This window comes from Burkholderia sp. 9777_1386 (genome assembly GCF_015712265.1).
Lineage (GTDB): Bacteria > Pseudomonadota > Gammaproteobacteria > Burkholderiales > Burkholderiaceae > Burkholderia > Burkholderia cenocepacia.
Genome location: NZ_JACCQB010000023.1, coordinates 66,081 through 86,458, shown reverse-complemented (window position 1 = coordinate 86,458; position 20,378 = coordinate 66,081). Strand labels below are relative to the sequence as shown.

16 protein-coding genes and 1 pseudogene are annotated in these 20,378 nt (G+C 68.4%); 3 read left to right on the top strand and 14 right to left on the bottom strand.

Going from position 1 to position 20,378, the window contains the following annotated elements; genetic code table 11:
• Positions 1-64: 64 nt before the first annotated feature.
• From H0X91_RS18745 to H0X91_RS18730, 4 genes are all read right to left on the bottom strand, one after another.
• Complete coding sequence (locus tag H0X91_RS18745; protein WP_048988045.1) at positions 65-1,654, bottom strand: ABC transporter substrate-binding protein; 1,590 nt, start codon at positions 1,652-1,654, stop codon at positions 65-67.
• 127 nt (positions 1,655-1,781) lie between these two features.
• Positions 1,782-2,114 carry a hypothetical protein gene (locus H0X91_RS18740; RefSeq protein WP_034202218.1) on the bottom strand — a complete coding sequence of 111 codons (333 nt, stop codon included), beginning with the start codon at positions 2,112-2,114 and terminating at the stop codon, positions 1,782-1,784.
• Positions 2,115-2,401: 287 nt separating this feature from the next.
• Complete coding sequence (locus tag H0X91_RS18735) at positions 2,402-3,961, bottom strand: DHA2 family efflux MFS transporter permease subunit (RefSeq protein ID WP_006483833.1); 1,560 nt, start codon at positions 3,959-3,961, stop codon at positions 2,402-2,404.
• Positions 3,962-4,364: 403 nt separating this feature from the next.
• The gene (locus H0X91_RS18730) at positions 4,365-5,267 is read right to left on the bottom strand and encodes a LysR family transcriptional regulator (RefSeq protein WP_006483836.1); all 903 of its coding nucleotides are present in this window, start codon (positions 5,265-5,267) and stop codon (positions 4,365-4,367) included.
• A gap of 155 nt (positions 5,268-5,422) precedes the next feature.
• Between H0X91_RS18730 and H0X91_RS18725 the strand changes: the two genes are divergently transcribed.
• The gene (locus H0X91_RS18725) at positions 5,423-7,471 is read left to right on the top strand and encodes an FUSC family protein (RefSeq protein ID WP_062910429.1); all 2,049 of its coding nucleotides are present in this window, start codon (positions 5,423-5,425) and stop codon (positions 7,469-7,471) included.
• Here H0X91_RS18725 and H0X91_RS18720 read toward each other — a convergent pair.
• Complete coding sequence (locus H0X91_RS18720; RefSeq protein WP_062910430.1) at positions 7,464-8,384, bottom strand: bestrophin family protein; 921 nt, start codon at positions 8,382-8,384, stop codon at positions 7,464-7,466. The two genes, H0X91_RS18725 and H0X91_RS18720, sit on opposite strands and share 8 nt — an antisense overlap.
• 12 nt (positions 8,385-8,396) lie before the next feature.
• Positions 8,397-10,721, bottom strand: a complete 2,325-nt coding sequence (locus H0X91_RS18715) for an FdhF/YdeP family oxidoreductase (protein ID WP_006494665.1) — start codon at positions 10,719-10,721, stop codon at positions 8,397-8,399.
• Between the two features lie 152 nt (positions 10,722-10,873).
• Here H0X91_RS18715 and H0X91_RS18710 point away from each other — a divergent pair, with 152 nt between their 5' ends.
• Positions 10,874-12,295, top strand: a complete 1,422-nt coding sequence (locus tag H0X91_RS18710; RefSeq protein ID WP_058903210.1) for an aminotransferase-like domain-containing protein — start codon at positions 10,874-10,876, stop codon at positions 12,293-12,295.
• Between the two features lie 37 nt (positions 12,296-12,332).
• Here the strand turns inward: H0X91_RS18710 and H0X91_RS18705 are convergent, their stop codons facing one another.
• Positions 12,333-13,574 carry a mechanosensitive ion channel family protein gene (locus tag H0X91_RS18705; RefSeq protein WP_062910431.1) on the bottom strand — a complete coding sequence of 414 codons (1,242 nt, stop codon included), beginning with the start codon at positions 13,572-13,574 and terminating at the stop codon, positions 12,333-12,335.
• 452 nt (positions 13,575-14,026) lie between these two features.
• Here H0X91_RS18705 and H0X91_RS18700 point away from each other — a divergent pair, with 452 nt between their 5' ends.
• Positions 14,027-15,745: a SulP family inorganic anion transporter gene (locus tag H0X91_RS18700; protein WP_012493381.1), complete on the top strand. Its 1,719-nt coding sequence runs from the start codon at positions 14,027-14,029 to the stop codon at positions 15,743-15,745.
• Between the two features lie 12 nt (positions 15,746-15,757).
• On the opposite strand, the pseudogene H0X91_RS35330 reads toward H0X91_RS18700, so the two are convergent.
• From H0X91_RS35330 to H0X91_RS18670, 7 genes and pseudogenes are all read right to left on the bottom strand, one after another.
• A pseudogene (locus H0X91_RS35330) lies at positions 15,758-15,910 on the bottom strand (transcriptional regulator); the annotation flags it as partial.
• Positions 15,909-17,336 carry a DHA2 family efflux MFS transporter permease subunit gene (locus tag H0X91_RS18695; RefSeq protein WP_062910432.1) on the bottom strand — a complete coding sequence of 476 codons (1,428 nt, stop codon included), beginning with the start codon at positions 17,334-17,336 and terminating at the stop codon, positions 15,909-15,911. The gene H0X91_RS18695 and the pseudogene H0X91_RS35330, both read right to left, overlap by 2 nt.
• Positions 17,333-17,896 (bottom strand): isochorismatase family protein, encoded by a 564-nt coding sequence (locus tag H0X91_RS18690; RefSeq protein WP_006481616.1) that lies wholly within the window; start codon positions 17,894-17,896, stop codon positions 17,333-17,335. The genes H0X91_RS18695 and H0X91_RS18690 overlap by 4 nt, the downstream gene beginning before the upstream one ends.
• A 67-nt stretch (positions 17,897-17,963) precedes the next feature.
• Complete coding sequence (locus H0X91_RS18685; RefSeq protein WP_006481621.1) at positions 17,964-18,419, bottom strand: MarR family winged helix-turn-helix transcriptional regulator; 456 nt, start codon at positions 18,417-18,419, stop codon at positions 17,964-17,966.
• Positions 18,420-18,492: 73 nt separating this feature from the next.
• Entirely contained in the window at positions 18,493-18,726 is a 234-nt protein-coding gene (locus H0X91_RS18680) for a DUF7661 family protein (protein WP_006481634.1), read from the bottom strand.
• Positions 18,727-18,770: 44 nt separating this feature from the next.
• Positions 18,771-19,853 (bottom strand): serine hydrolase, encoded by a 1,083-nt coding sequence (locus H0X91_RS18675; RefSeq protein WP_006481625.1) that lies wholly within the window; start codon positions 19,851-19,853, stop codon positions 18,771-18,773.
• Positions 19,854-20,050: 197 nt separating this feature from the next.
• Positions 20,051-20,329: a hypothetical protein gene (locus tag H0X91_RS18670; protein ID WP_006481623.1), complete on the bottom strand. Its 279-nt coding sequence runs from the start codon at positions 20,327-20,329 to the stop codon at positions 20,051-20,053.
• Positions 20,330-20,378 lie beyond the last annotated feature (49 nt).

The window sequence follows — 20,378 nt, the reverse complement described above, 5'->3', positions numbered from 1 at the left end:
CGCCGGCTCGGCGGCCCGCGGCGCTGGCCCGCGCGGCGGCGTGGCCGCGCGCGGGCGGCGGCGATTACTTCGCGAGCGTCCGGTACGACACGAGGTCGTTGATCGGCCCGATTTCCGGTCCGGTCGCGCCGGGGCGCGTGGCGACCTGCACGACCTTCTCGAACATGATGATGAACGGCGAGTTCGCGAGCACGGCCTTCTGCAGCGCTTCGTAACGCTGCGCGCGTTTCGCGGGCGACGGCTCGACGAGCGCGGCCTCGGTGTCCTTCGTCAGTTGCGGAATGTTCCAGCTGTTGCGCCACGCGAGCATCTTGGTCGGCGACTGGTCCGAGTTGTCCGGATTCCACGCGAAACCGCGCGCGTTGCTGTTCGGGTCCATGTAGTCGGGCGACCATTCGCCGATGAAGATGTCGTGCTGGCGCGCGCGGTACTTGCCGATCGCCTGCTTCGCGTCGCCCGGGATCAGCTTCACGCGGATGCCGCCCTGCGCGAAGTTCGCCTGCAGCGCCTGCGCGATCTCGAGGTACGGATAGTCGTTCGGCATGTCCATCGTCACGTCGAAACCGTTCGGCAGGCCGGCCTTCGCGAGCAGCGCCTTCGCCTTCGCGACGTCCTGCTTGTACGGCCGCGCGTTCGACGCGCCGAGGAAGCCTTCGGGCAGGAAGGTCTGATGCACCTTGTAGGTCGTACTGACGACGTTGCGCTGGATGCCGTCGTAATCGACGAGCCACTTCATCGCCTGCTGCACCTCCGGCTTCGCGAGATTCGGGTTCTTCGTGTTCAGGCTCAGGTACAGCAGGGCCGACACCGGCCACGACGCGACCTTGATCTTGCCGGCCTTCGACAGCGCGGCGAGGCTGTCGGGGCTCAGGTTGCGCGCGGCGTCGGCGTCGCCGTTCTCCAGCAACAGCCGTTGCGCGGACGCTTCGGGCACGTGGCGCAGCACCACGCGCTTCATCGGGTATGGCGTGCGGTATTTGTCGAAGCGCTGCAGCACGATGGTTTCGTTCGGCGTCCACTTGACGAGCTGGTACGGGCCCGAGCCCGCGTCGTTGGTGCGCAGCCAGCCGCTGCCGAAATCGTTGCCTTGCTGGTGCGACAGCAGCAGCTTTTTATCGAAGACCGAGGCCGGGCATGCGCTCAGCACGTTGAGCACGAAGCTCGGCGCGTATTTGCGGTCGGTTTCGAGCACGACGGTTTGCGGATCGACCACGCGCACCTTTTGCGTCACGTTCGCCTTCGTGAGGCCGAGATCGGCGAGCACGCCGGCCGGCCCCTTGTCGAGCAGGATGGTGCGCTGCAGCGACCACGCGACGTCGTCGGCGGTCACCGGGTTGCCGGAATGGAACGTGAGGCCCGGGCGCAGCTTGAACGTGTAGGTCACGCCGTCGGCGCCGACCGTCCACGATTGCGCGATCTGTCCGTCGAAGCGCGTCGGGTCCTTCAGGTCGACGCGCACCAGCCGCTCGTAGGTGTTCGCGACGTATTCGGACGGCACCAGCTCGTAGATCCCGCTCGGGTCGAGGGTCGTGAATTCGCCGAGTTGGGTGGCGACGACGAAGATGCCGGGCGGCGTGGCAGCCTGCGCCGGCAGCGCCGGAACAAGCGCGACGAGCGCGGCGCTGACGAACAGCCGGGACAGCAGGTGCTTCATGCGGGCTCCATCGAAAGGGAATCGTGGTGCGATTCTCTCATCGACGGGCACCCGGATGAAAATATTCGGCGGGCGCGCCGGTTGGCGCGTGGCGACGGGCCGGGCGGGCGCCCGGCGCGGGAGGTGGTCAGATCGCGCAGCGTGCGATCGCGAAGCGCATCGCTTCCTCGGCCGGCTCGCTGCCGGAGCCGCGCACGACCTTGATCACCGAGCCGTTGCCCGACGGCGTCAGCGTGACGAAGTACGAATTCGAACCGACGGCGATGTCGGTCACGCCGTTGTGCTGCGATTGTTCGGTGCCCGACAGGCGGCTGTCGAGGCAGTTCGCGACCGCGTAGGCCGGGCGTTGCGACGACACGTAGATCATCGGCGCGGCACCCGAGGCGGCCGAGTCGGACGAGGGCGCGGAACCGCAGGCGGCGAGCAGGGCGGCGGGAAGGAGCAGCAGGAATCGTTTCATGGTCGGTCGTCGGGTGTCTCGTATCGAGGCTGGGGCGCGGGGTAGCGAAACGCGAAGCTTCGCGACGAAACCGCCCGGAATCGGGCCGCTTTTGGCGGACGACGAGACGGCAGGCGGCTGACGACGGAGTATACCCGCAGCATTTGACGCCGTTGGCGCGTTGAAACGATTCGATACACAACGAGCGCCCGCTGCCGGACGGGCGCTTGCTCGGTGCTCGCCGTTACCGGCGGATCCCGCGGTCGTCGCGATGCCGGCGCACGGAGTGGCGCCGCAACGCATGCGGGTCAATGCGCGCCGGCCGCCGCCGCATCGGCATCGCCGCCGCCCGAGCGCGACGGCTTCGTGATCCAGATGAGCGGGATGATCGCGATGAAGATGATCGCCGACACATAGAAGATGTCGTTCAGGCCCATCACGGCCGCCTGCGAATCGACCGATGCATTGAAGAACGCGAGCGCCGAATCGGGGCTCAGGTGCAGCAGCGAACGGGTCGTGTCGAGTTGCTGCGTGAAAACCGGATTGGTGACGCTCGCCTGTTCGGTGAGCCGCACGTGGTGCAGGATCGTGCGGTCGTTCCACGCGTTGCTGATCAGCGACGTCCCCACCGCGCCGCAGAACGTGCGGCCGAAATTCGACAGGCCGGCCGCGGCCGGAATCTTCTCCGGCGGGAGCCCGGACAGGATGATCGACGTCAGCGGCACGAAGAACATCGCCATCGGAATGCCTTGCAGCAGCGTCGGCAGCACGAGGTCCCAGTGGGACACGTCGGTGTAGAACGTGGTGCGCATCATGAACACGACCGCGAAGCCGACGAATGCGAGCGTCGCGATATAGCGCGGATCGGTGCGCGGCAGCAGGCGCCCCATGACCGGCGTGAGCAGGATCGCGAACACCCCGAGCGGCGCGGTGGCGAGCCCCGAATCGACCGCGCGGTAGCCGAGATAGCCCTGCATCCATTGCGGCAGCAGCACGAGCGTGCCGAAGAACATCCCGTACGCGACGGAGATCGCGATCGTGCCGCCCGCGAAATTGCGCTGCGTGAAGAGGCGCAGGTCGACGATCGGATTGGCTTCGTTCAGCTCCCACACGAGGAAGAACGCGAAGCCGATCAGCGCGACGATGCCCAGCGCGACGACGACGGGCGAATTGAACCAGTCGAGATCCTTGCCCTTGTCGAGCATGATCTGCAGCGATGCGACCCACAGTACGAGCAGCAGCAGGCCGACCGTATCGATCGGCAGGCGGCGCGTGGCCGATTCGCGATCGCGGAACACGAACCACGTGACGGCCGCCGCGAAGAAGCCGACCGGAATGTTGATGTAGAAGATCCACGACCAGTTGTAGTCGTACGTGATCCAGCCGCCGAGCGACGGCCCCGCGATCGGCCCGACGAGCGCCGTCATCGACCACAGCGCGAGCGCCGTCGACGACTTCTGCCGCGGCCACGCGCCGAGCAGCAGCGCCTGCGACAGCGGCGCGAGCGGCCCCGCCACCGCGCCTTGCAGGATTCGCGCGGCGAGCAGCGTCGGCAGGTTCGGCGCGATCCCGCACAGCCACGACGCGAACACGAACAGCAGGATCGACGTGACGAACAGGCGTACCTGGCCGAAGCGCTGCGTGAGCCAGCCGGTGAGCGGAATCGACACCGCGTTCGCCGCCGCGAAGATCGTGATCACCCATGTGCCTTCGTCGACCGACACGCCGAGGTCGCCCGAGATCGTCGGGATCGCGACGTTCGCGATCGACGAATCGAGCACGTTCATGAACATCGCCAGCGATACCGCGATCGTGCCGATGACGAGCCGGCCGCCCGACAGCGGGCCTGAAGACGAGGGAGAGGACATGGCGTTCCTGCGTGATGGACGAAGGCCGTACGGCGCGCGCCGTACGCCGCGCATGCATGTGACGTGCAATGCGGGGACGAAGCGCGAAACGAACGGGCGCACGCACGCCGCACGGCAGCCCGACAAGCGGCGCGGTCGCGTGCGGTGTGCGGTTCGATCGGTGAATCGGAATGGCGAAGCCGGGCGGGCTTCGCGGGGCGGCTATCGCCGCTCAGGAGGGCGCGACGCGCGTGACGCGTCGGCGGGCAGCACTCACATGGCTGCCGTGGCGTGTGTGGTCGTTTTTCATCGCCACAGGCTAACCATGCGGCGAACGACGATCAACGCTTGCGCGCTCATTAATTCCTTTCCTGCGCTGCAATAATGTAGTCGACGTGCATCGATTGCCGGCCGTGCGAGGCGGTTACGGCGCGGTTCGCCAGGTGGCGAACAGTTCGGTGAGGAACTCGACGAATGCCCGCACCTTGCTGTCGAGCGTCGCGCGGCGCGGATAGAGCGCGTGAAGCTCGACGTCGTTCGTACGGTGCCAGTCGGGCAGCACGATCTCGAGCTCGTTCCTCGCGAGCCGTCGCGCGGTGAAATGCGTGGAGATCAGCGCAATGCCGCCGCCGCTCGTGGCCTGGCGCAATACCGTGACCGATTCGTTCGAGATCAGCACGGGCTGCACCGGGACGTCGGCCCGCTCGCCGTCGGTGTTGCTGAGCCGCAGCGTCAGGCCCGGCGCATCGCGGCCGACGAACAGGATGTCGTGTTGCGCGAGATCGTCCGGCGTGCGCGGCCGGCCGGTGCGATCCAGGTAGGCCGGGCTCGCGGCGAGCTTCGCATGCGACCAGCCGAGCGAGCGCGCGACGTAGCCCGAATCGTTCAGCAGACCCGCGCGCAGCGCGACGTCGAAGCCGTGCTCGACGAGGTCGAGCGGACTGTTGTCGTAGATCAGCACCAACTGCACCAGCGGGTAGCGCCGGCGGAATTCGGCGAGCGCCGGTTCGAGCTGGAACAGGCCGATCGCATAGGGCACCAGCACGCGCAGCGTGCCTTCGGGGTCGGTGCGAAGCGTGCGGACCTGGCGGTCCGCGTCGAGCAGGATGTCCTCGGCGCGCAGGCAGCGATCGTAGTAATCGCGCCCGGCTTCGGTGACCGACACGCGGCGTGTGGTCCGGTACAGCAGTTGCACGCCGAGATCGTCCTCGAGGTGCTTGACCTTGCGGCTCACGCGACTGAGCGGCATGTCGAGTTCCACGGACGCGGCGGTGAAGCTGCCGCGTTCCACTACGCGCAAGAAGATTCGGATGCTATCGAGGTCCATACAAATTGGTTACGTGTTCAACCTGCGCGCATCTTACCGTTGTCGGTCCTGCCACTGCATTTTCATGTCAGTTGTCCAGATTATTCCGTGCGCTGCAATACCGCATTCCGTTTCGGCCGGTAGTGGCGCGCGTCGCACGCTCGTATGCTCGACGCATGAAATTTTCCGTCCCCGGCCTGCCGCCGATCGCGGCCGTGCGCGCCGCGCTGCGCGATGCGTGGCCCACCTTGCCGCCGGGCGCGCTCGGCTTCGCATTACGCAATACCGCCGCGTCGTTGCTCGCGCTCTATATCGCGTTCCGCATGAATCTCGACGATCCGATCTGGGCCGCCTCGACCGTGTGGATCGTCGCGCAGGGCAGCCGCGGGATGGGGCTGTCGAAGAGTCAGTACCGGATTCTCGGCACCGCGATCGGGGCGACCGTGGCGCTCGCGCTGACCAGCGCATTCGAGCAGACGCCGCAATTGTTCCTGCCCGCGCTCGCCGCGTGGATCGGCCTGTGCGCGGGCATCGCGACGTTCCAGCGGAATTTTCGTGCGTATGCGGCGGTGCTCGCGGGCTATACGGCCGCGATCGTCGCGATGGACGCGGTATCGGCGCCGCTGCATGCGTTCGATATCGCGGTCGCGCGGTTTCTGTACGTGGTGGTCGGCATCCTGTGCGGTGCGCTGTTTGAAACGGTCTTCGCACCAGGCGCGCCGCTGAAGGACGTCCGCACGCGGCTCGCGCGCTATCTCGACCGCGCGGTGGCGGTCGGCGCGGGCGCGCTGCGCCGCGAGCCGAACGACGCGGCCGTGCACCGGCTGTTCGCGGACGCGCTCGAACTCGACACGGCGGCCGAATACGCGGCGGCCGGCGCGCCGCCGGTGCGCAACATGATCGGCCATCTGCGCGTGGCGGCGCTCGGTGTGCTCGCCGCGCAGGCTGCCGGGCAGGCGATCCGCGAGCATGCGGCGCGCGCCGGCGGTGCGCCGGAGCCGCTCGTCGACGAGGCGGCAGGCGTGCTCGACCGGGTCGCCGTGTCGGGCGACGCGGGGCACGAGATGGCGGCGCTGCGCGTACGGGTGGACGCCGCCCTGCGGGTCGAAGTGGCCGTGCCGGCCGGCACCGACACGTCGCGCCTGCTCACGCTCGACCGGCTGTCGGCGCTGCTCGGCGGCTTCGACCGCGCATTCGCGAGCCAGGCATTGCTCGAGCGGCCGGTGCCGCCGCCTGCACGCGTGCGCTATGCGTTCCACCGCGATCCGGTGCTCGCGTGTCACAACGGCGTCCGCGCGTTCATCGCGGTGCTGGCCGCGTCGGCGATCTGGATCTTCACCGCGTGGCCGGCGGGCGGCGGGTTCGTCGCGATCACGGCGGTGGTGAGCGCACTGTTCTCGACACGCCCCAATTCGGTGCGCGCGATCGTCGGTTTCATGAAAGGCACGGCATGCGCGGCGGTCGCGGGCGTCGTCTGCAACTTCGCGCTGCTGCCCGCGGTGTCGGGCTTCGAGATGCTGGCCTACATCCTCGGCGTGTTCCTGATCGGCACCGGCCTGGCGATACGCCATCCGCGCACGGCCGCGATGGGCAGCGCGTTCTCGATCTTCTTCTGGAATTTCACGTCGCCGAACAACACGGCGCGCATCGGCGACGCCGCGTTCCTGAACAGCGCGCTCGCGACGCTGCTCGGCATCGCGTTCGGTGCGCTGGTGTTCGCGCTGGTGTTTCCGGGTGATCCCGGCACGAGCCGGCGACGCCTGCATCGCGCGGTGCGCCGCGATCTGGTGCGGATCGCGCGCGATCCGCGGGCGTGGTCGGCGAGCGCGTGGCTGAGCCGCACGGCCGACCGGCTCGCGCGCGAGCTCGGGTTCGCGGGCAGCGTGCCGCAGACGCAGATCGAGCACGACATGCGCGATCTGCTCGCGATCTGGGGAATCGGCGACAGCCTGCTGGCGCTCGCTGAACTGGCCACGCGGGAACCGGCCGCGCGCCGCGCGGCGGCGGCGGTGCGCGAGCGCGTTGCGCGGGCGGATTTCGCGCGGCTCGAACGGAGCTGCGACGCGGCGGCCCGCCTGTTGCGCCGTCGCGTGGCCGCGCGCGACGGCGACGCCGCGCATGCGTTGCTGAATGGCGTGGTCCTGCTGCGGCGGATCGCGGATGCGGCCGCCGAGCATGGCGACTTCCTGGCCGGCCGCGATCGGGCGGGGCGGCCGGTCAGGTGAGGCGGTACGACGGGCCGGGCGTCACCTCGGCCGGCAGCGGCTCGCGGTTCAGTTCGAGCAGCGTGCGCTCGATCTGCCGCGTCATCGCATCGAGCGCGAGATGGTTCGGCCCGTCACCGAACGGTTCGGCGATCGCATGCGCGATCGCGTCGAGCGCGATCAGCGTATAGGCGACGAAAACTGTTACAAAAGGTGTCGCCGCGCCGATCGAATCGACGAGGCCGAACGGCAACAACACGCAATATGCGTAGATGGTCCGGTGCAGCAGCACGTCGTATGAAAACGGAATCGGCGTCGATGCGATGCGCTCGCAGCCGCTCACCATCGCGACGAGATTGTCGAGGCGCGCATCGAGCATCCACAGCCGCGTGTCGGCGAGCTGGCCCGCATCGGCGCGCGCGGCGAACGCTTCGCGCAGCGCGTGCACGACGACGACCGGACGAAACCGGGCAGCGGCGACGCGCGTATAGGTCGCGCCGTCGAGCAGCCCGCGCAGGTCCGCGGCCGGATCGGTGCCGCGCAGCTGATGCTTGAGCGTGTAGACGAATGCGACGACCGTGCGCACGAACGCGCGGCGCGATGCGTCGTCATGGTCGACCGCGCCGTAGCAGAGCGCCTGCGACACCAGCGTGCGCGTGGCGGTCAGCACGCCGCCCCACAGCTGCCGGCCCTCGCGATAGCGTTCGTAGCTGGCGTTGTTGCGAAACCCGGCGAAGATCGCGAGCGTCAGGCCGATCAGCGTGAACGGCGTCGGATTCAGCGGCACCTTCTCGCCGAGCACGCGGCCGCCGCCCCACACGGCGACGAGGCTGATCGCGAGCGTCAGCACGAGTTGCGGCAGGATGGTCGGCAGCACCGAGCCGTTCCAGACGAGCAGCATCCGCAGCCAGTGTTCGCGCGGACGAACGATCATCGTCGTGCTCCGTCAGGCGGCGATCGACGCCGGCGCGGCCGCGCGATGCAGCAACACGGGCACCGACTTCGACGTCGGCGTGTTGCACACGTCGCCGACGCTGTCGAGCGGCACGAGCGGGTTGGTTTCCGGGTAGTACGCGCCGATACAGCCGCGCGGGATGTCATACTCGACGAGCAGGAAGCCGTCCGCGCGCCGCTCGATGCCGTCGTGCCACACGGTTTCCATGTCGACCCATTCGCCGGCCTTCAGGCCGAGCATCGCGAGATCGTCGCGGTTGACGAACACCACGCGGCGCTGGCCGAACACGCCGCGATAGCGGTCGTCGAGTCCGTAGACGGTCGTGTTGTACTGGTCGTGCGAGCGCGTCGTCATCAGCGTCATCAGCCGGTCGCCGTGCAGCGCGCGGGCACGCTGGATCGGCGTGTCGGTCGGCAGCGCGTGCGCGATGAAATTCGCCTTGCCCGTCGGCGTGAGCCATTCGCGGTCGCGCGACGCCACGCGCAGGTGAAAGCCGCCCGGCCGCGCGATGCGCGTGTTGTAGTCGTAGAAGCCGTCGAGCGTCGCCTCGATCGCATCGCGGATCTTCGCGTAGTCGTCCTTGTACGCGAGCCAGTCGATCGTGTCGCTGCCGAACAGCGCGTGCGCCATGTGCGCGACGATCGCGGGCTCCGACATCAGGTTCGGCGAAGCCGGCTTGTTCATCCCGTACGACACGTGGACCATGCTCATCGAGTCCTCGACCGTCACGCCTTGCGCGACGTCGTCCTGCAGGTCGATCTCGGTGCGGCCGAGCGTCGGCAGGATCAGCGCGTCGCGGCCGTGGATCAGGTGACTGCGGTTCAGCTTCGTCGTGATGTGCACCGACAGTTCGCAGCGGCGCATGCCTTCCCACGTGCGCGGCGTGTCGGGCGTCGCCATCGCGAAGTTGCCGCCGAGGCCGATCAGCACCTTCACGCGGCCGTCGAGCATCGCTTCGATCGTCTCGACGACGTCGTAGCCGTGATGGCGCGGCGGTTCGAAGTCGAACACGTGGCCGAGCCGGTCGAGGAACGCCTGCGACGGCTTTTCCTCGATGCCGACCGTGCGGTTGCCCTGCACGTTCGAATGGCCGCGCACCGGGCACAGGCCGGCGCCGGGGCGGCCGATGTTGCCGCGCATCAGCATCAGGTTGGTCAGCATCTGCACCGTCGCGACCGAATGCTTGTGCTGCGTGATGCCCATCCCCCACGTCGCGATCACGCGTTCGCTGCGCGCATAGAGCCGCGCGAGCGCGTCGATCTGCTCGTACGGCACGCCGCTTTCGGCCGTCAGCGCGGACCAGCTTTCGGCGCGCAGGTCGTCGGCGAACGCGTCGAAGCCGGCCGTGTGCTCGCCGATGAACGCGGTGTCGATGACGCGCGGCGCACCGGCGGCGCGCGCGTCGTCGTCGAGTTCGAGCACGCGCTTGGCCATTCCCTTGATCAGCGCGAAATCGCCGCCGAGCGTCGGCTGGATGAACGTCGATGCGATCCTGGTGCCCGACATCGTCAGCATCTCCAGCGGGCTTTGCGGATCGGCGAAGCGTTCGAGGCCGCGCTCCTTCAGCGGGTTGATCGACACGATCGTCGCGCCGCGCTTCGCGCATTCGCGCAGCTCGCCCATCATCCGCGGGTGGTTGGTCGCGGGGTTCTGGCCGAAGATCAGCAGCGTGTCCGCATGCTCGAAATCGTCGAGCGTGACGGTGCCCTTGCCGACCCCGACCGACGCAGGCAGCCCGCGGCTCGTCGCCTCGTGGCACATGTTCGAGCAGTCGGGGAAGTTGTTGGTGCCGTACCGCCGCACGAACAATTGATACAGGAACGCGGCCTCGTTGCTGGCGCGGCCGGACGTGTAGAACGCGGCCTGGTTCGGGTCGGGCAGCGCGCGCAGGTGGCGGGCGATCAGTTCGAACGCGTCGTCCCACGCGATCGGCACGTAGCGGTCGGTCCGCGCGTCGTACACCATCGGATCGGTGAGCCGGCCGTGCTGTTCGAGCTCGAAATCCGACTGTTCGAGCAGTTCGGTCACCGTGTGCGCGGCGAAGAAGTCGGGCGTCACGCGCTTGCTCGTCGCTTCAGCGGCCACGGCCTTCACGCCGTTCTCGCAGAATTCGAACGTCGACGCGTGCTGGCGGTCGGGCCACGCGCAGCCCGGGCAGTCGAAGCCGTCCGGCTGGTTCTGGCGCAGCAGCGTGCGGTAGTTGCCGCCGGCGACCTTTTCCTTGATCAGGTTGATCGTGACGGCTTTCAGCGCGCCCCAGCCGGCGGCCGGGTGGGTGTACGGTTCGATGCGCGCGGTGGCGGATTTCTTTTTCATGATGCGGGTGTCGGGGTCGATGCGTGCAGAGTACGCGCGGCACCCGTCCCGCTGTGTGTACACCTGTTCACTTCAAAAAAGAGTACAGTTTCGGCCATTCATACAGTGCGGATCGCAACTGTGTTGCTGAAGGGAAGCTGAAAGGGAGGCGCGTGAAGCGTTACGAACAACTGGCCGACGATCTCCAGGCGCAGATCGAGCGGGGCGTATACCGGCCCGGCGAGCGGATTCCGTCGGTGCGTCAGGCGAGCCGGCAGCAGCAGCTCAGCGTCACGACCGTGCTGCGCGCGTACCTCGTGCTCGAAAGCCGCGGCCTGATCGAAAGCCGGCCGCAGTCGGGCTATTTCGTGCGGGCGCGCGCCGTGGCGCCGGCCGAGGCGGAATTGCATGTCTCCGCGCCGGCCGCCGAGCCGTCGGCCGTGGACGTGAGCCGGCTCGTGCTGTCGACGCTGCGCTCGATCGCGCGCGACGACGCGGTGCCGCTCGGCTCGCCGTATCCCGACGCGTCGCAGTTTCCGGTGCAGCGCCTCGCGCGCTATGCGCAGGCGATCGGGCGGCGCCGCACGCGCTGGGGCGTGATCGACGACCTGCCGCCCGGCAACCAGGAGCTGATCCGCCAGATCGCGCGGCGCTATGCGGAGCGCGGAGTCGCGGTCGAGCCCGGCGAGATCGTGATGACGATCGGCGCGACCGAGGCGATCAACCTGTGCCTGCAGGCGGTCGCGAAACCGGGCGACACGATCGCGGTGGAGTCGCCGACCTTCTACGCGATGCTGCACGCGATCGAGCGGATGGGCATGCGTGCGCTGGAAGTCGCGACGCATCCGGGCGACGGCATCGATCTCGACGCGCTCGGGCGGATTCTCGCGAGCGAGCGCATCGCGGCGTGCATGGTGATGCCGAACTTCCAGAATCCACTCGGCTTCCAGATGCCCGATGCGCGTAAGCGCGCGCTGGTCGAACTGCTCGCGAAGCACGGCGTGCCGGCGATCGAGAGCGACGTCTATCACGAGCTGCACTTCGGCGACACGGCGCCGAGCGCGCTGAAGTCGTTCGATCGCGACGGGCTGGTGCTGCATTGCGCGTCGTTCACGAAGAGCCTGTCGCCGCGCTACCGGATCGGCTGGGCGATGCCGGGCCGCTACCGCGACCAGGTCGAGAAGCTGAAATTCCTGAATACGCTCGCGACGCCCGCGATCGAGCAACTCGCGATCGCCGAGTACCTGAAATACGACGGCTACGACTTTCACCTGCGGCGCATGCGCAAGCAGTATGCGCAGCAGGCGAGCCTGATGAGCGCGATGGTGCGGCGTTTCTTCCCGGAAGGCACGCGGCTGTCGCAGCCGCAGGGCGGGTACGTGCTGTGGGTCGAGCTGCCGCCGCAGGTCGACGCGATGAAGCTGTATTCGCTGGCGCTCGCGCAGCGGATCACGGTCGGGCCCGGACACATGTTCTCGGCCGGCACCGATTACCGGCATTTCATCCGGCTCAATTACAGCTACCCGTGGTCGCGGCAGATCGAGGACGCGCTGAAGGTGCTGGGGCGGCTCGCGTCGGAGTGCGCGGCGCGGTGAGCGCGGCCGCCCGGCGGCCGGCCGCCGGGCGCCGGTATCAGGCCGCGCGTGGCTCCTGTAGCCCGGCTTGCGCGGTGTCGACCATCTGCCGCATGTCGAAGCCCGACGGATGCTGGTAGACGCGCAGCCCGAACTCCGGCAGCACCGCGATCAGGTGGTCGAACAGGTCGGCCTGGATGGTCTCGTAGTCGACCCACGTCGTCGTATCGGTGAAGCAGTACAGTTCGAGCGGAATGCCTTCGGCCGTGAGCGGCAGTTGCCGCGCCATGTTCGTCATGTCGCGGCGGATGCGCGGATGGCCCTTCAGGTAGTTCGCGACGTATGCGCGGAACGTGCCGAGATTGGTCAGCTGGCGGCGGTTCGCCGGGCAGTCGCCGGCCGCACCCAGCGTGCCGTTCCATTGCGCGATCGCATCGACCTTGTCTTCGAGATAAACCTTCAGCAGCGTCAGGCGTTCGAGACGTTCGATCTCGTCGTTCGACAGAAAGCGCACGCTCGTCGCATCGATGAACAGCGCGCGCTTGATGCGGCGGCCGCCCGCCTCGGTCATCCCGCGCCAGTTCTGGTAGCTCTCGGTGATCAGCTTCCACGTCGGCACCGTGATGATCGTGTGATCGAAGTTCGCGACCTTGACGGTGTTCAGCGTGATGTCGATCACCGTGCCGTCCGCGCCGGCCGACGGCATCGTGATCCAGTCGCCGATCCGCAGCATGTCGTTCGACGACAGCTGCACGCCGGCGACGAGGCCGAGCAGCGTGTCCTTGAAGATCAGCATCAGCACCGCCGACATCGCGCCGATGCCGGACAGCAGCAGGCCGATCTGCTTGCCGGTCGCATCACCGATCACGACGAGCGCGGCCGTGATGAACATCACGAGCTTGACGAGCTGCATCGCGCCTTTCAGCGACAGGCGCGGCTGGTCGCGCCGGGACGTGCGGTGCGTGTGTTCGAGCGCGGACAGCGTCGCGCTGATGGTCATCGTCACGAGGAACACGATCAGCGCGAACAGCACCTTGTCGACGACCTGCGCGGCCAGGCCCGGAATGCCGGGCACCGCGCCGAGCCCGAGCTTGATCACGACGAACGGCACGATGCGGTTCAGCCATTTGAAGGCGCCGAATTCGAACAGCGCGTCGTCGACGCGCGTGGCGGACAGCCGCGCGAGTCGCGCGACCACGCGAAACAGCAGGAAATGCACGACGGCGGTGATCGCGCCGGCGGCGGCGAGCAGGACGAGGATGCCGACGAGCGGCGTCAACCAGGATTCGTTCAGGGTCATAGGAGCAGACTGGGGCCTTCTTGTGCGTTGAATCGGCGCCGCGACGCGGCGCGCGCCCGGTGAAGGGCACATGAAAGGGACCGTGATTGTGCCATCGGGTTCCGGAGGCGTGCCGCGAAGGCGGGCGATCGGCTCCCGAATCGGCTCACCTTTGTGCAGGTATCCTCTCTATCAAGGTGAAGACGAGCGGCGAATCGACGTCACCGCAAGCCGGTGTGCGAGCAGGGCGCCGGACGTGTCGTTCACGGGGCGCGATCGTCCGGAAGCCGCGACGGCCGGCTGTTGCGCTTCGATGCGCGCGATAGCCGATCCATGCAATCATGCGGACGTCACACGCGTCGTCGGTGCGTCGTTCGCGTTGGTGCGCGGCCGGTCCGGCGACGGTGAGCGACACGCGACACCGTCGCGCACCCGTTCGCGGCCTCGTCATTTCGACCTCACGCATTTCACGCATGCCAGATTCCAACGAAAGCCGTCCGTCACGCGTGCGGCTGCTGAAAGGCCTCCTTCCGATCCGCCGCGCGGCGGCGATACGCGACATCGTCGCGGGCATTTCGCTCGCGTCGATGGATATCCCGCAGGTGCTCGGCTACGCGCGCATCGCCGGCATGCCGGCCGTCACCGGGCTCTACACGGTGTTCCTGCCGCTCGTTGCATTCGCGTGCTTCGGCGCGTCGCGCCATCTCGTGGTCGCCGCCGACTCCGCGACCGCGACGATTTTCGCGAGCCGGCTGTCGTCGATGGCGCCGGCCGGCAGCGCCGACTATGCGGCGCTGGCCGGCATGGTCGCGTTGCTGACCGCCGCGATGCTGCTGCTCGCGCGCATCTTCAAGCTCGGCTTTCTCGCCGATTTCCTGTCGCGCACGGTGCTGGTCGGTTTTCTCGCCGGCGTCGGCGTGCAGGTGTCGATCGCGATGCTCGGCGACATGTTCGGCCTCGCCGTGCCGTACCCGGCGTCGCGCAGCCTCGCGCAACTCGACTACGTCGTCACGCACCTGGCTCACACGCACCGGCCGACGCTCGCGCTCGCGGCGCTCGTCGTCGTCGCGATTCTCGCGTGCAAGCGGTTCTTGCCGCGCGTGCCGATGCCGATGATCGCGGTCGTGGGCAGCATCGCCGCGAGCGCTGCGTTCGGCTTCGCCGCGCACGGCATCGCGGTGCTGGGGCCCGTGGCGGGCGGGCTGCCGCCGCTGCGCTGGCCGTCCGTCACGTGGCAGCAGTTTCTCGATCTCGTGCCGGTTGCCGCTTCGTGCTTCGTGATGATCATCGCGCAGAGCGCGGCCGCCGCGCGCGTATTCGCGCAGCAGTACGGCGAGGACGTCGACACCAACGCCGACATCCTCGGGCTCGCGGCCGCGAACGCGGCGGCGGCGCTCGGCGGTGCGTTCGTCGTCAACGGCAGCCCGACGCAAACGGCGATGGCCGACGGCGCGGGCGTGCGCAGCCAGATCGGGCATCTCGCGTTCGCCGTCGTCGTCGCCGTCGTGCTGCTGTTCTTCAGTCCGTATTTGCAGTATCTGCCGCATGCGGTGCTGGCCGGCATCGTGTTCACGATCGCGCTCGGGCTGATCAACGTGCGCAGTCTCGCGGCGATCCGCGAGGAAAGCCCCGGCGAATTCACGCTCGCGCTGATCACGGCCGCGGCCGTCGTGACGGTCGGCGTCGAGCAGGGCATCCTGCTGGCCGTCGCGCTGTCGCTGATGCGGCACGTGCGCCACAGCTACCAGCCGCATACGATGGTGCTCGAACCTGTCGCCGGCAACGGCCGGTGGCAGCCGGTGCCGACCCGGCGCGGCGCGATGACGGCGCCCGGATTGATCGTCTACCGGTTCGGCGCCGACCTGTTCTTCGCGAACGATCACCGGTTCGCTGCCGAAGTGACCGAGCTCGTCGAGGCGGCGCCCGTCCCGCCGCGCTGGTTCGTCGTCGATGCGGGTGCGATCACCGACGTCGACTATTCGGCCGCGCGGACCTTGACCGATCTCGTCAGGTCGCTGCATGCGCGCGGGATCGGCGTGCTGTTCGGGCGCGTGAACCGTTATCTGCGCGCGGACATGGATCGTCACGGGATCACCGAGGTGGTCGGCGCGACGTGCATCTTTGCCACGCTGCATCAGGCGCTGGAGGCGGCCGGTACGACACCCGCGCCGCAGGAGCCGGGCACGGTGTAGCGCGATGCGGCGCTACGCGAGCGCGCGCAGGCGCGCGAAACCGTTGCGCAGGCAGCGGGCCAGTTCCGCCGCGGCCGGCGTGTGCTGGCCGCGCGGCACATGCAGGTTGATCGAGAAATTCGGCAGGACGGGCAGGCCGCCGCCGGCCGGCAGGATATCGAGGTCAGTCGCCGCCGCCTGCGCGGGACGATCGCAACGGCAGCCGCAGCGTCGTCACGAAGCTTGCCGCATGCAGCGCGCACAGCAGGCCGAACGCCCACGCATAGGCGACGGCCTGCGTGCCGCCGGCCCTCGCCGATTCGGCCTGCAGCCGCCACGCGAGAAACAGCGTGCACAGCGTCGTGAACGTCGGGCCGCCGAGCCGCTGCACGATATTGAGCGACGTGGTCGCCATCGGCAGGTTGCGGCGCTCGACCGACGCATACGCGGCGGCGATCGACGGCGCGCCGATCGCGCTCTGGCCCATGCCGCGCAGAAACAGCGCCGGTACGAGCACGAGCGGATCGTACCCGGTCAGCGCGATGAAGACGAACGGCAGCGTGGCGACGAGTGCGAGCAATGCCCCGGCGGCGGCCAGCCGACGCACGCCGAACCGGTTCGTCAGCGCGCCCATCGACGGATAGGTGACGAGCATGCCGAGCCCGAGCGGCGCGAGCAGCCAGCCCATCTCTCCCGGCGAGCGCCCGCACGCCTGGATCAGGAACACGGGAATCAGCATCTGGCCTGCATACATCGCGCCGTTCGACAGGAATTGCGTGCTCGCTGCCGCGCCGAATACGCGCGAGCGAAACAGCGCGAGGTCGATCAGCGCACGTTCGCGCTGGCGGCGCTCGAAGCGCAGGAACGCGATGAGCAGCAGCGCCGAGCTTGCGACCGCCGCGATGCCGAGCGTCGAGCCGATCCGCTCGACGCCGTACAGAAACAGCACGAGCGCCGGCGACAGCAACGCGAGGCCGAGCCAGTCGAGTTCGCGCCGCGGCGCATCGTCTTGGTCGCCAGGCAGGAACCGCGCGGCCAGTGCGAGCGCGAGCGCGCCGACGGGCAGGTTCACCAGAAACAGCCAGCGCCACGACGTGTGCTGCAGGATCGCGCCGGCCACGACCGGGCCGAGGATCGGCGCGAGCAGTACCGGCACCGCCGCGTAGCCGATTGCGCGCGCCATCTGCTGGCCGGCGACGCGCGCGATCATCATCTGCGCCATCGGCGCGAGCAGGCCGCCGCTGACGCCTTGCAACACGCGAAACGCGATCAGCGACGGCGCGGACCACGCGAGCCCGCACAGCGCCGACGTGAGCGTGAACGCCGAGAAGCACCACAGATACAGCGCCTTCGCACCGATGCGGTCGACGAGCCAGCCGTTCAGCGGCAGCACCAGCGTCAGCGCGAGCAGGTAGCCGCTCGTCACCCACTGGATCGTCGACAGGCTGGCATGCAGGTCGGTCGCGAGGCTCGACAGCGACACGTTGACGATCGTCGCATCGAGTTGCGACAGCAGCGAGCCGAGCGTCGCGACCGCGCCGACTTTCCAGATCGACGGATTGAGCCGGCCGGCCGCGTGGCCCGGCGCCGGCCGGATGCGCTTGTCGCTCACGCGCCGCGCCGGTCGAGCAGCGCGACGATGTCCTGCGTCGTGCCCGTTTCGCCGAGACGCGGGAACAGCCGCTCGACGCTGTTGACGTGCGCGTCCGCGTTGAGGTCGGTCATCGCGTCGACGGCGAGCGTCACGTTGTAGCCGAGTTCGTGCGCCTGCCGCGCGGTCGATTCGACGCCGATGCTGGTCGCGACGCCGGTCAGCACGATCTGCGTGACGCCGGCTGCCTTCAGGTGCGCGTCGAGACCGGTGCCGGTGAAAGCGCCCCAGGTCTGCTTCGTCACGACGTGGTCGGTCGGCTGGCGGTTCAGCTCGGGCACGAGTTCGGTCCAGTCGGCCGGAAGCTGCGCCGTGCGTGGCGCTTGTTCGGTGCGGCCCGGTGCGCCGCCCGCGACGTTGACCAGCACGACCGGCAGGCCGCGGCTGCGGAACGCGTCGAGCAGTTCGCGGGTGCGGGCGATCACCGGTGCGACCGGGTGCGCGGTGGGGAGGGCGACGATGCCTTTCTGCAGGTCGATGACGACCAGCGCCGTGTTCGTGTCGAGACGGGTTGCGCTCATGATGGGGCTCCGGGGACAGGGCGGGGAAAGCCGTGCGCGCGCATGCCGCGTCGCGCGCCGGCCGGGTTCATTGCTCGCCGATGCGGCGGATCAGCGGGATGGCGGCGGCGAGCGTGTCGATGTCGTGCGGATCGAGCTTCTCGATCGCGGCGCCGAGCCACTTGTTTTTCGCGGCGTTGCGCTTGTGTCGTGCGTCGAGGCCGGCGGCGGTGAGTTTGAACAGGATCTGACGGCCGTCGGTCGGGTGCGGTTCGCGCTCGACGAGCGCGTCTTCCTCGAGGCTCGCGAGGATCGCCTTCATCGACTGCGGCTTCATCGCTTCGGCGCGCGCGAGATCGGCAGTCGTCATCGGCCCGTGCCGGTGAAGCCGTGCGAGTGCGCTCGTCTGGGACATGCCCAGCCCTTCGGAATCGATCTCGGAGCGCAGCCGGCGGATGAGCTGGCCGACCGCGAGGGTCAGGTCGGCGGCGACGGCGTCGGCGGAAACGCCGGGTTTGCGTGGCGGGTTCATGCGGCGAATCATAGAATAAGACAGTTAAACTTGCAAGTTTAACTGTCGAATTGATCGCCGCTTGGCGACGCCGTCCGGCACGCGATTACGTACGCCGATGCGCGACCGGTACGACTTCGCTGTAGCGCGGGGTCGCGTTTTCGTGCAGCAGATCGCCGAGATACTGGCCGAGTTCGTCCGCGGCGAGCGCGGACGGAATCTGCAGATTGGCCGGGCGTCGCTTGCCTTCGGCGCCGAGATCGAACACGGCCCAGCGGCCGTCCATGCGCACGACGGCGAGCAGCCGACCGAATGCGTTGAAGCGGTATTCGTCCTGCATGGCGTCGCTCCCCTGGCGTGAATGCGCCGGCTGCCTGCGTGTGTTTACCGGATCGAACAGGACAGCCAGCGATGGATCCGGATGGCGTCGCTCGATACGCCGGCGCGCGTCGGCGCACCGAGCAGCACGACCGTTTCGCGGCGGCCTTTCACGCGCATGCGCATCACGACGCCGTGCCCCGATTCGTTGATGAAGCCGGTTTTCTGCAGCCGGATCGGCAGGCGGCGGTAGCGCACGAGCGGGTCGGAATTCACGTACACGAGTTCGCCGTCGCCGGGGCGCACGGTGGTCGACAGATCGGTCGAGAAATAGCGGATCAACGGATCCTGCGCGGCCGCGCCGACGAGCCGCGCGAGATCTTCCGCGGTCGATACGTTGTGCGGCGACAGGCCGGTGGGCTCGCGGAAGTGCGTATGCCGCATGCCGAGCCGACGTGCTTCGCGGTTCATCGCCTTGACGAACGCGACGCGCCCGCCCGGATAGTCGCGGCTCAGCGCGGCGGCCGCGCGGTTCTCCGACGACATCAGCGCGATATGGAACATCTCGCGGCGCGACAGTTCCGAGCCGACCTGCAGCCGCGAACCGGTGAACTTGATCGTGTCGCGATCGCGCGCGGTCACGCGCAGCACGCCGTTCAGCGGACGATCGGCGTCGCGCGCGACGACGGCCGTCATCAGTTTCGAGATCGATGCGATCGGCCGGACGGTACGCGCGTTGCGCGCCAGCAGCGGGGTGCCGGAATCGACGTCGAGCACGTAGGCCGCGCGCGAATGCAGCGAACCGACCGCGCGCGGCGTATAGCCGCAACTGGCGAGCAGCTTCGGCTTCGCGGGCGGGCGCGGCCGCACGGCGGCCGTGCGTTTCGCGCGCCGCTGCTGCGGCGCGGGCGCCGCGTGGCGTTTGGCCGCCTGATGCGTCACGCGCGAGCGACGATGCTTGACGGCCTTTTTCTTGCGATGGGGTTTCTTCTTGACGGCCTTCGTATGGGCATGCGGTTGCACATGGGCGGCGCGATGCGGTTGTACGCGTTGCGCGGACGCATTCGCGGCGAACGCGAGCAGCAGGAACGACAGGGCGAGGATCAGGGTGGTCCGGGCGCGAGGCAGGCGCGCGATGAGGCCGGTCAAGCGAAAGTCTCCTTTTCACGCGCGATGCGGCTGCGCGGAATGCGTGGGCGGTCAGCGGGTGCGGGAAATTATACGGTCGATCGCGGGGCGATGACGATGGGATGACGCGCATTGACGCGTGATACGGGAGGATTTCGGTCGTTTTCGCGCTGTCGGGCCGCGGTGGGTGTGGGGTGAAAGGCGCGCAGCCACGCGGTTCAGCGCGGCCAGTTCCGCCGCGACACGACCGCAAAACTGATCGCGATCGAACCGGTCACCGCGCGTGGCGGCGCGTCTTCCAGGGCATCGCCGAAGCGAAAGCGGCGGCTGCGCCCGTCCGTGCGCTCGGCACGACGCTTCGGTGCGCGGGTCTCGGCGGCCACTGCGCGAGCGTTTGCACCCGCGACATCGCATGATGGCTCGGCCACGCAGTCGGCCGCTGGATCGAGGGACATGAACGTGAATTCGGGAAAGGGCATGTCCGTATTGAACGCCATTGCATTCGATCGGTAAAATGAATATTTCGATCGTTACGATTCCGTTAAA

What these genes read in the sequence shown, in the direction of transcription:
- H0X91_RS18745 (WP_048988045.1), bottom strand. Translation starts at nt 1,654, where the DNA reads ATGAAGCACCTGCTGTCCCGGCTGTTCGTCAGCGCCGCGCTCGTCGCG.
- H0X91_RS18740 (WP_034202218.1), bottom strand. Translation starts at nt 2,114, where the DNA reads ATGAAACGATTCCTGCTGCTCCTTCCCGCCGCCCTGCTCGCCGCCTGC.
- H0X91_RS18735 (WP_006483833.1), bottom strand. Translation starts at nt 3,961, where the DNA reads ATGTCCTCTCCCTCGTCTTCAGGCCCGCTGTCGGGCGGCCGGCTCGTC.
- H0X91_RS18730 (WP_006483836.1), bottom strand. Translation starts at nt 5,267, where the DNA reads ATGGACCTCGATAGCATCCGAATCTTCTTGCGCGTAGTGGAACGCGGC.
- H0X91_RS18725 (WP_062910429.1), top strand. Translation starts at nt 5,423, where the DNA reads ATGAAATTTTCCGTCCCCGGCCTGCCGCCGATCGCGGCCGTGCGCGCC.
- H0X91_RS18720 (WP_062910430.1), bottom strand. Translation starts at nt 8,384, where the DNA reads ATGATCGTTCGTCCGCGCGAACACTGGCTGCGGATGCTGCTCGTCTGG.
- H0X91_RS18715 (WP_006494665.1), bottom strand. Translation starts at nt 10,721, where the DNA reads ATGAAAAAGAAATCCGCCACCGCGCGCATCGAACCGTACACCCACCCG.
- H0X91_RS18705 (WP_062910431.1), bottom strand. Translation starts at nt 13,574, where the DNA reads ATGACCCTGAACGAATCCTGGTTGACGCCGCTCGTCGGCATCCTCGTC.
- H0X91_RS18700 (WP_012493381.1), top strand. Translation starts at nt 14,027, where the DNA reads ATGCCAGATTCCAACGAAAGCCGTCCGTCACGCGTGCGGCTGCTGAAA.
- H0X91_RS18690 (WP_006481616.1), bottom strand. Translation starts at nt 17,896, where the DNA reads ATGAGCGCAACCCGTCTCGACACGAACACGGCGCTGGTCGTCATCGAC.
- H0X91_RS18685 (WP_006481621.1), bottom strand. Translation starts at nt 18,419, where the DNA reads ATGATTCGCCGCATGAACCCGCCACGCAAACCCGGCGTTTCCGCCGAC.
- H0X91_RS18680 (WP_006481634.1), bottom strand. Translation starts at nt 18,726, where the DNA reads ATGCAGGACGAATACCGCTTCAACGCATTCGGTCGGCTGCTCGCCGTC.
- H0X91_RS18670 (WP_006481623.1), bottom strand. Translation starts at nt 20,329, where the DNA reads ATGGCGTTCAATACGGACATGCCCTTTCCCGAATTCACGTTCATGTCC.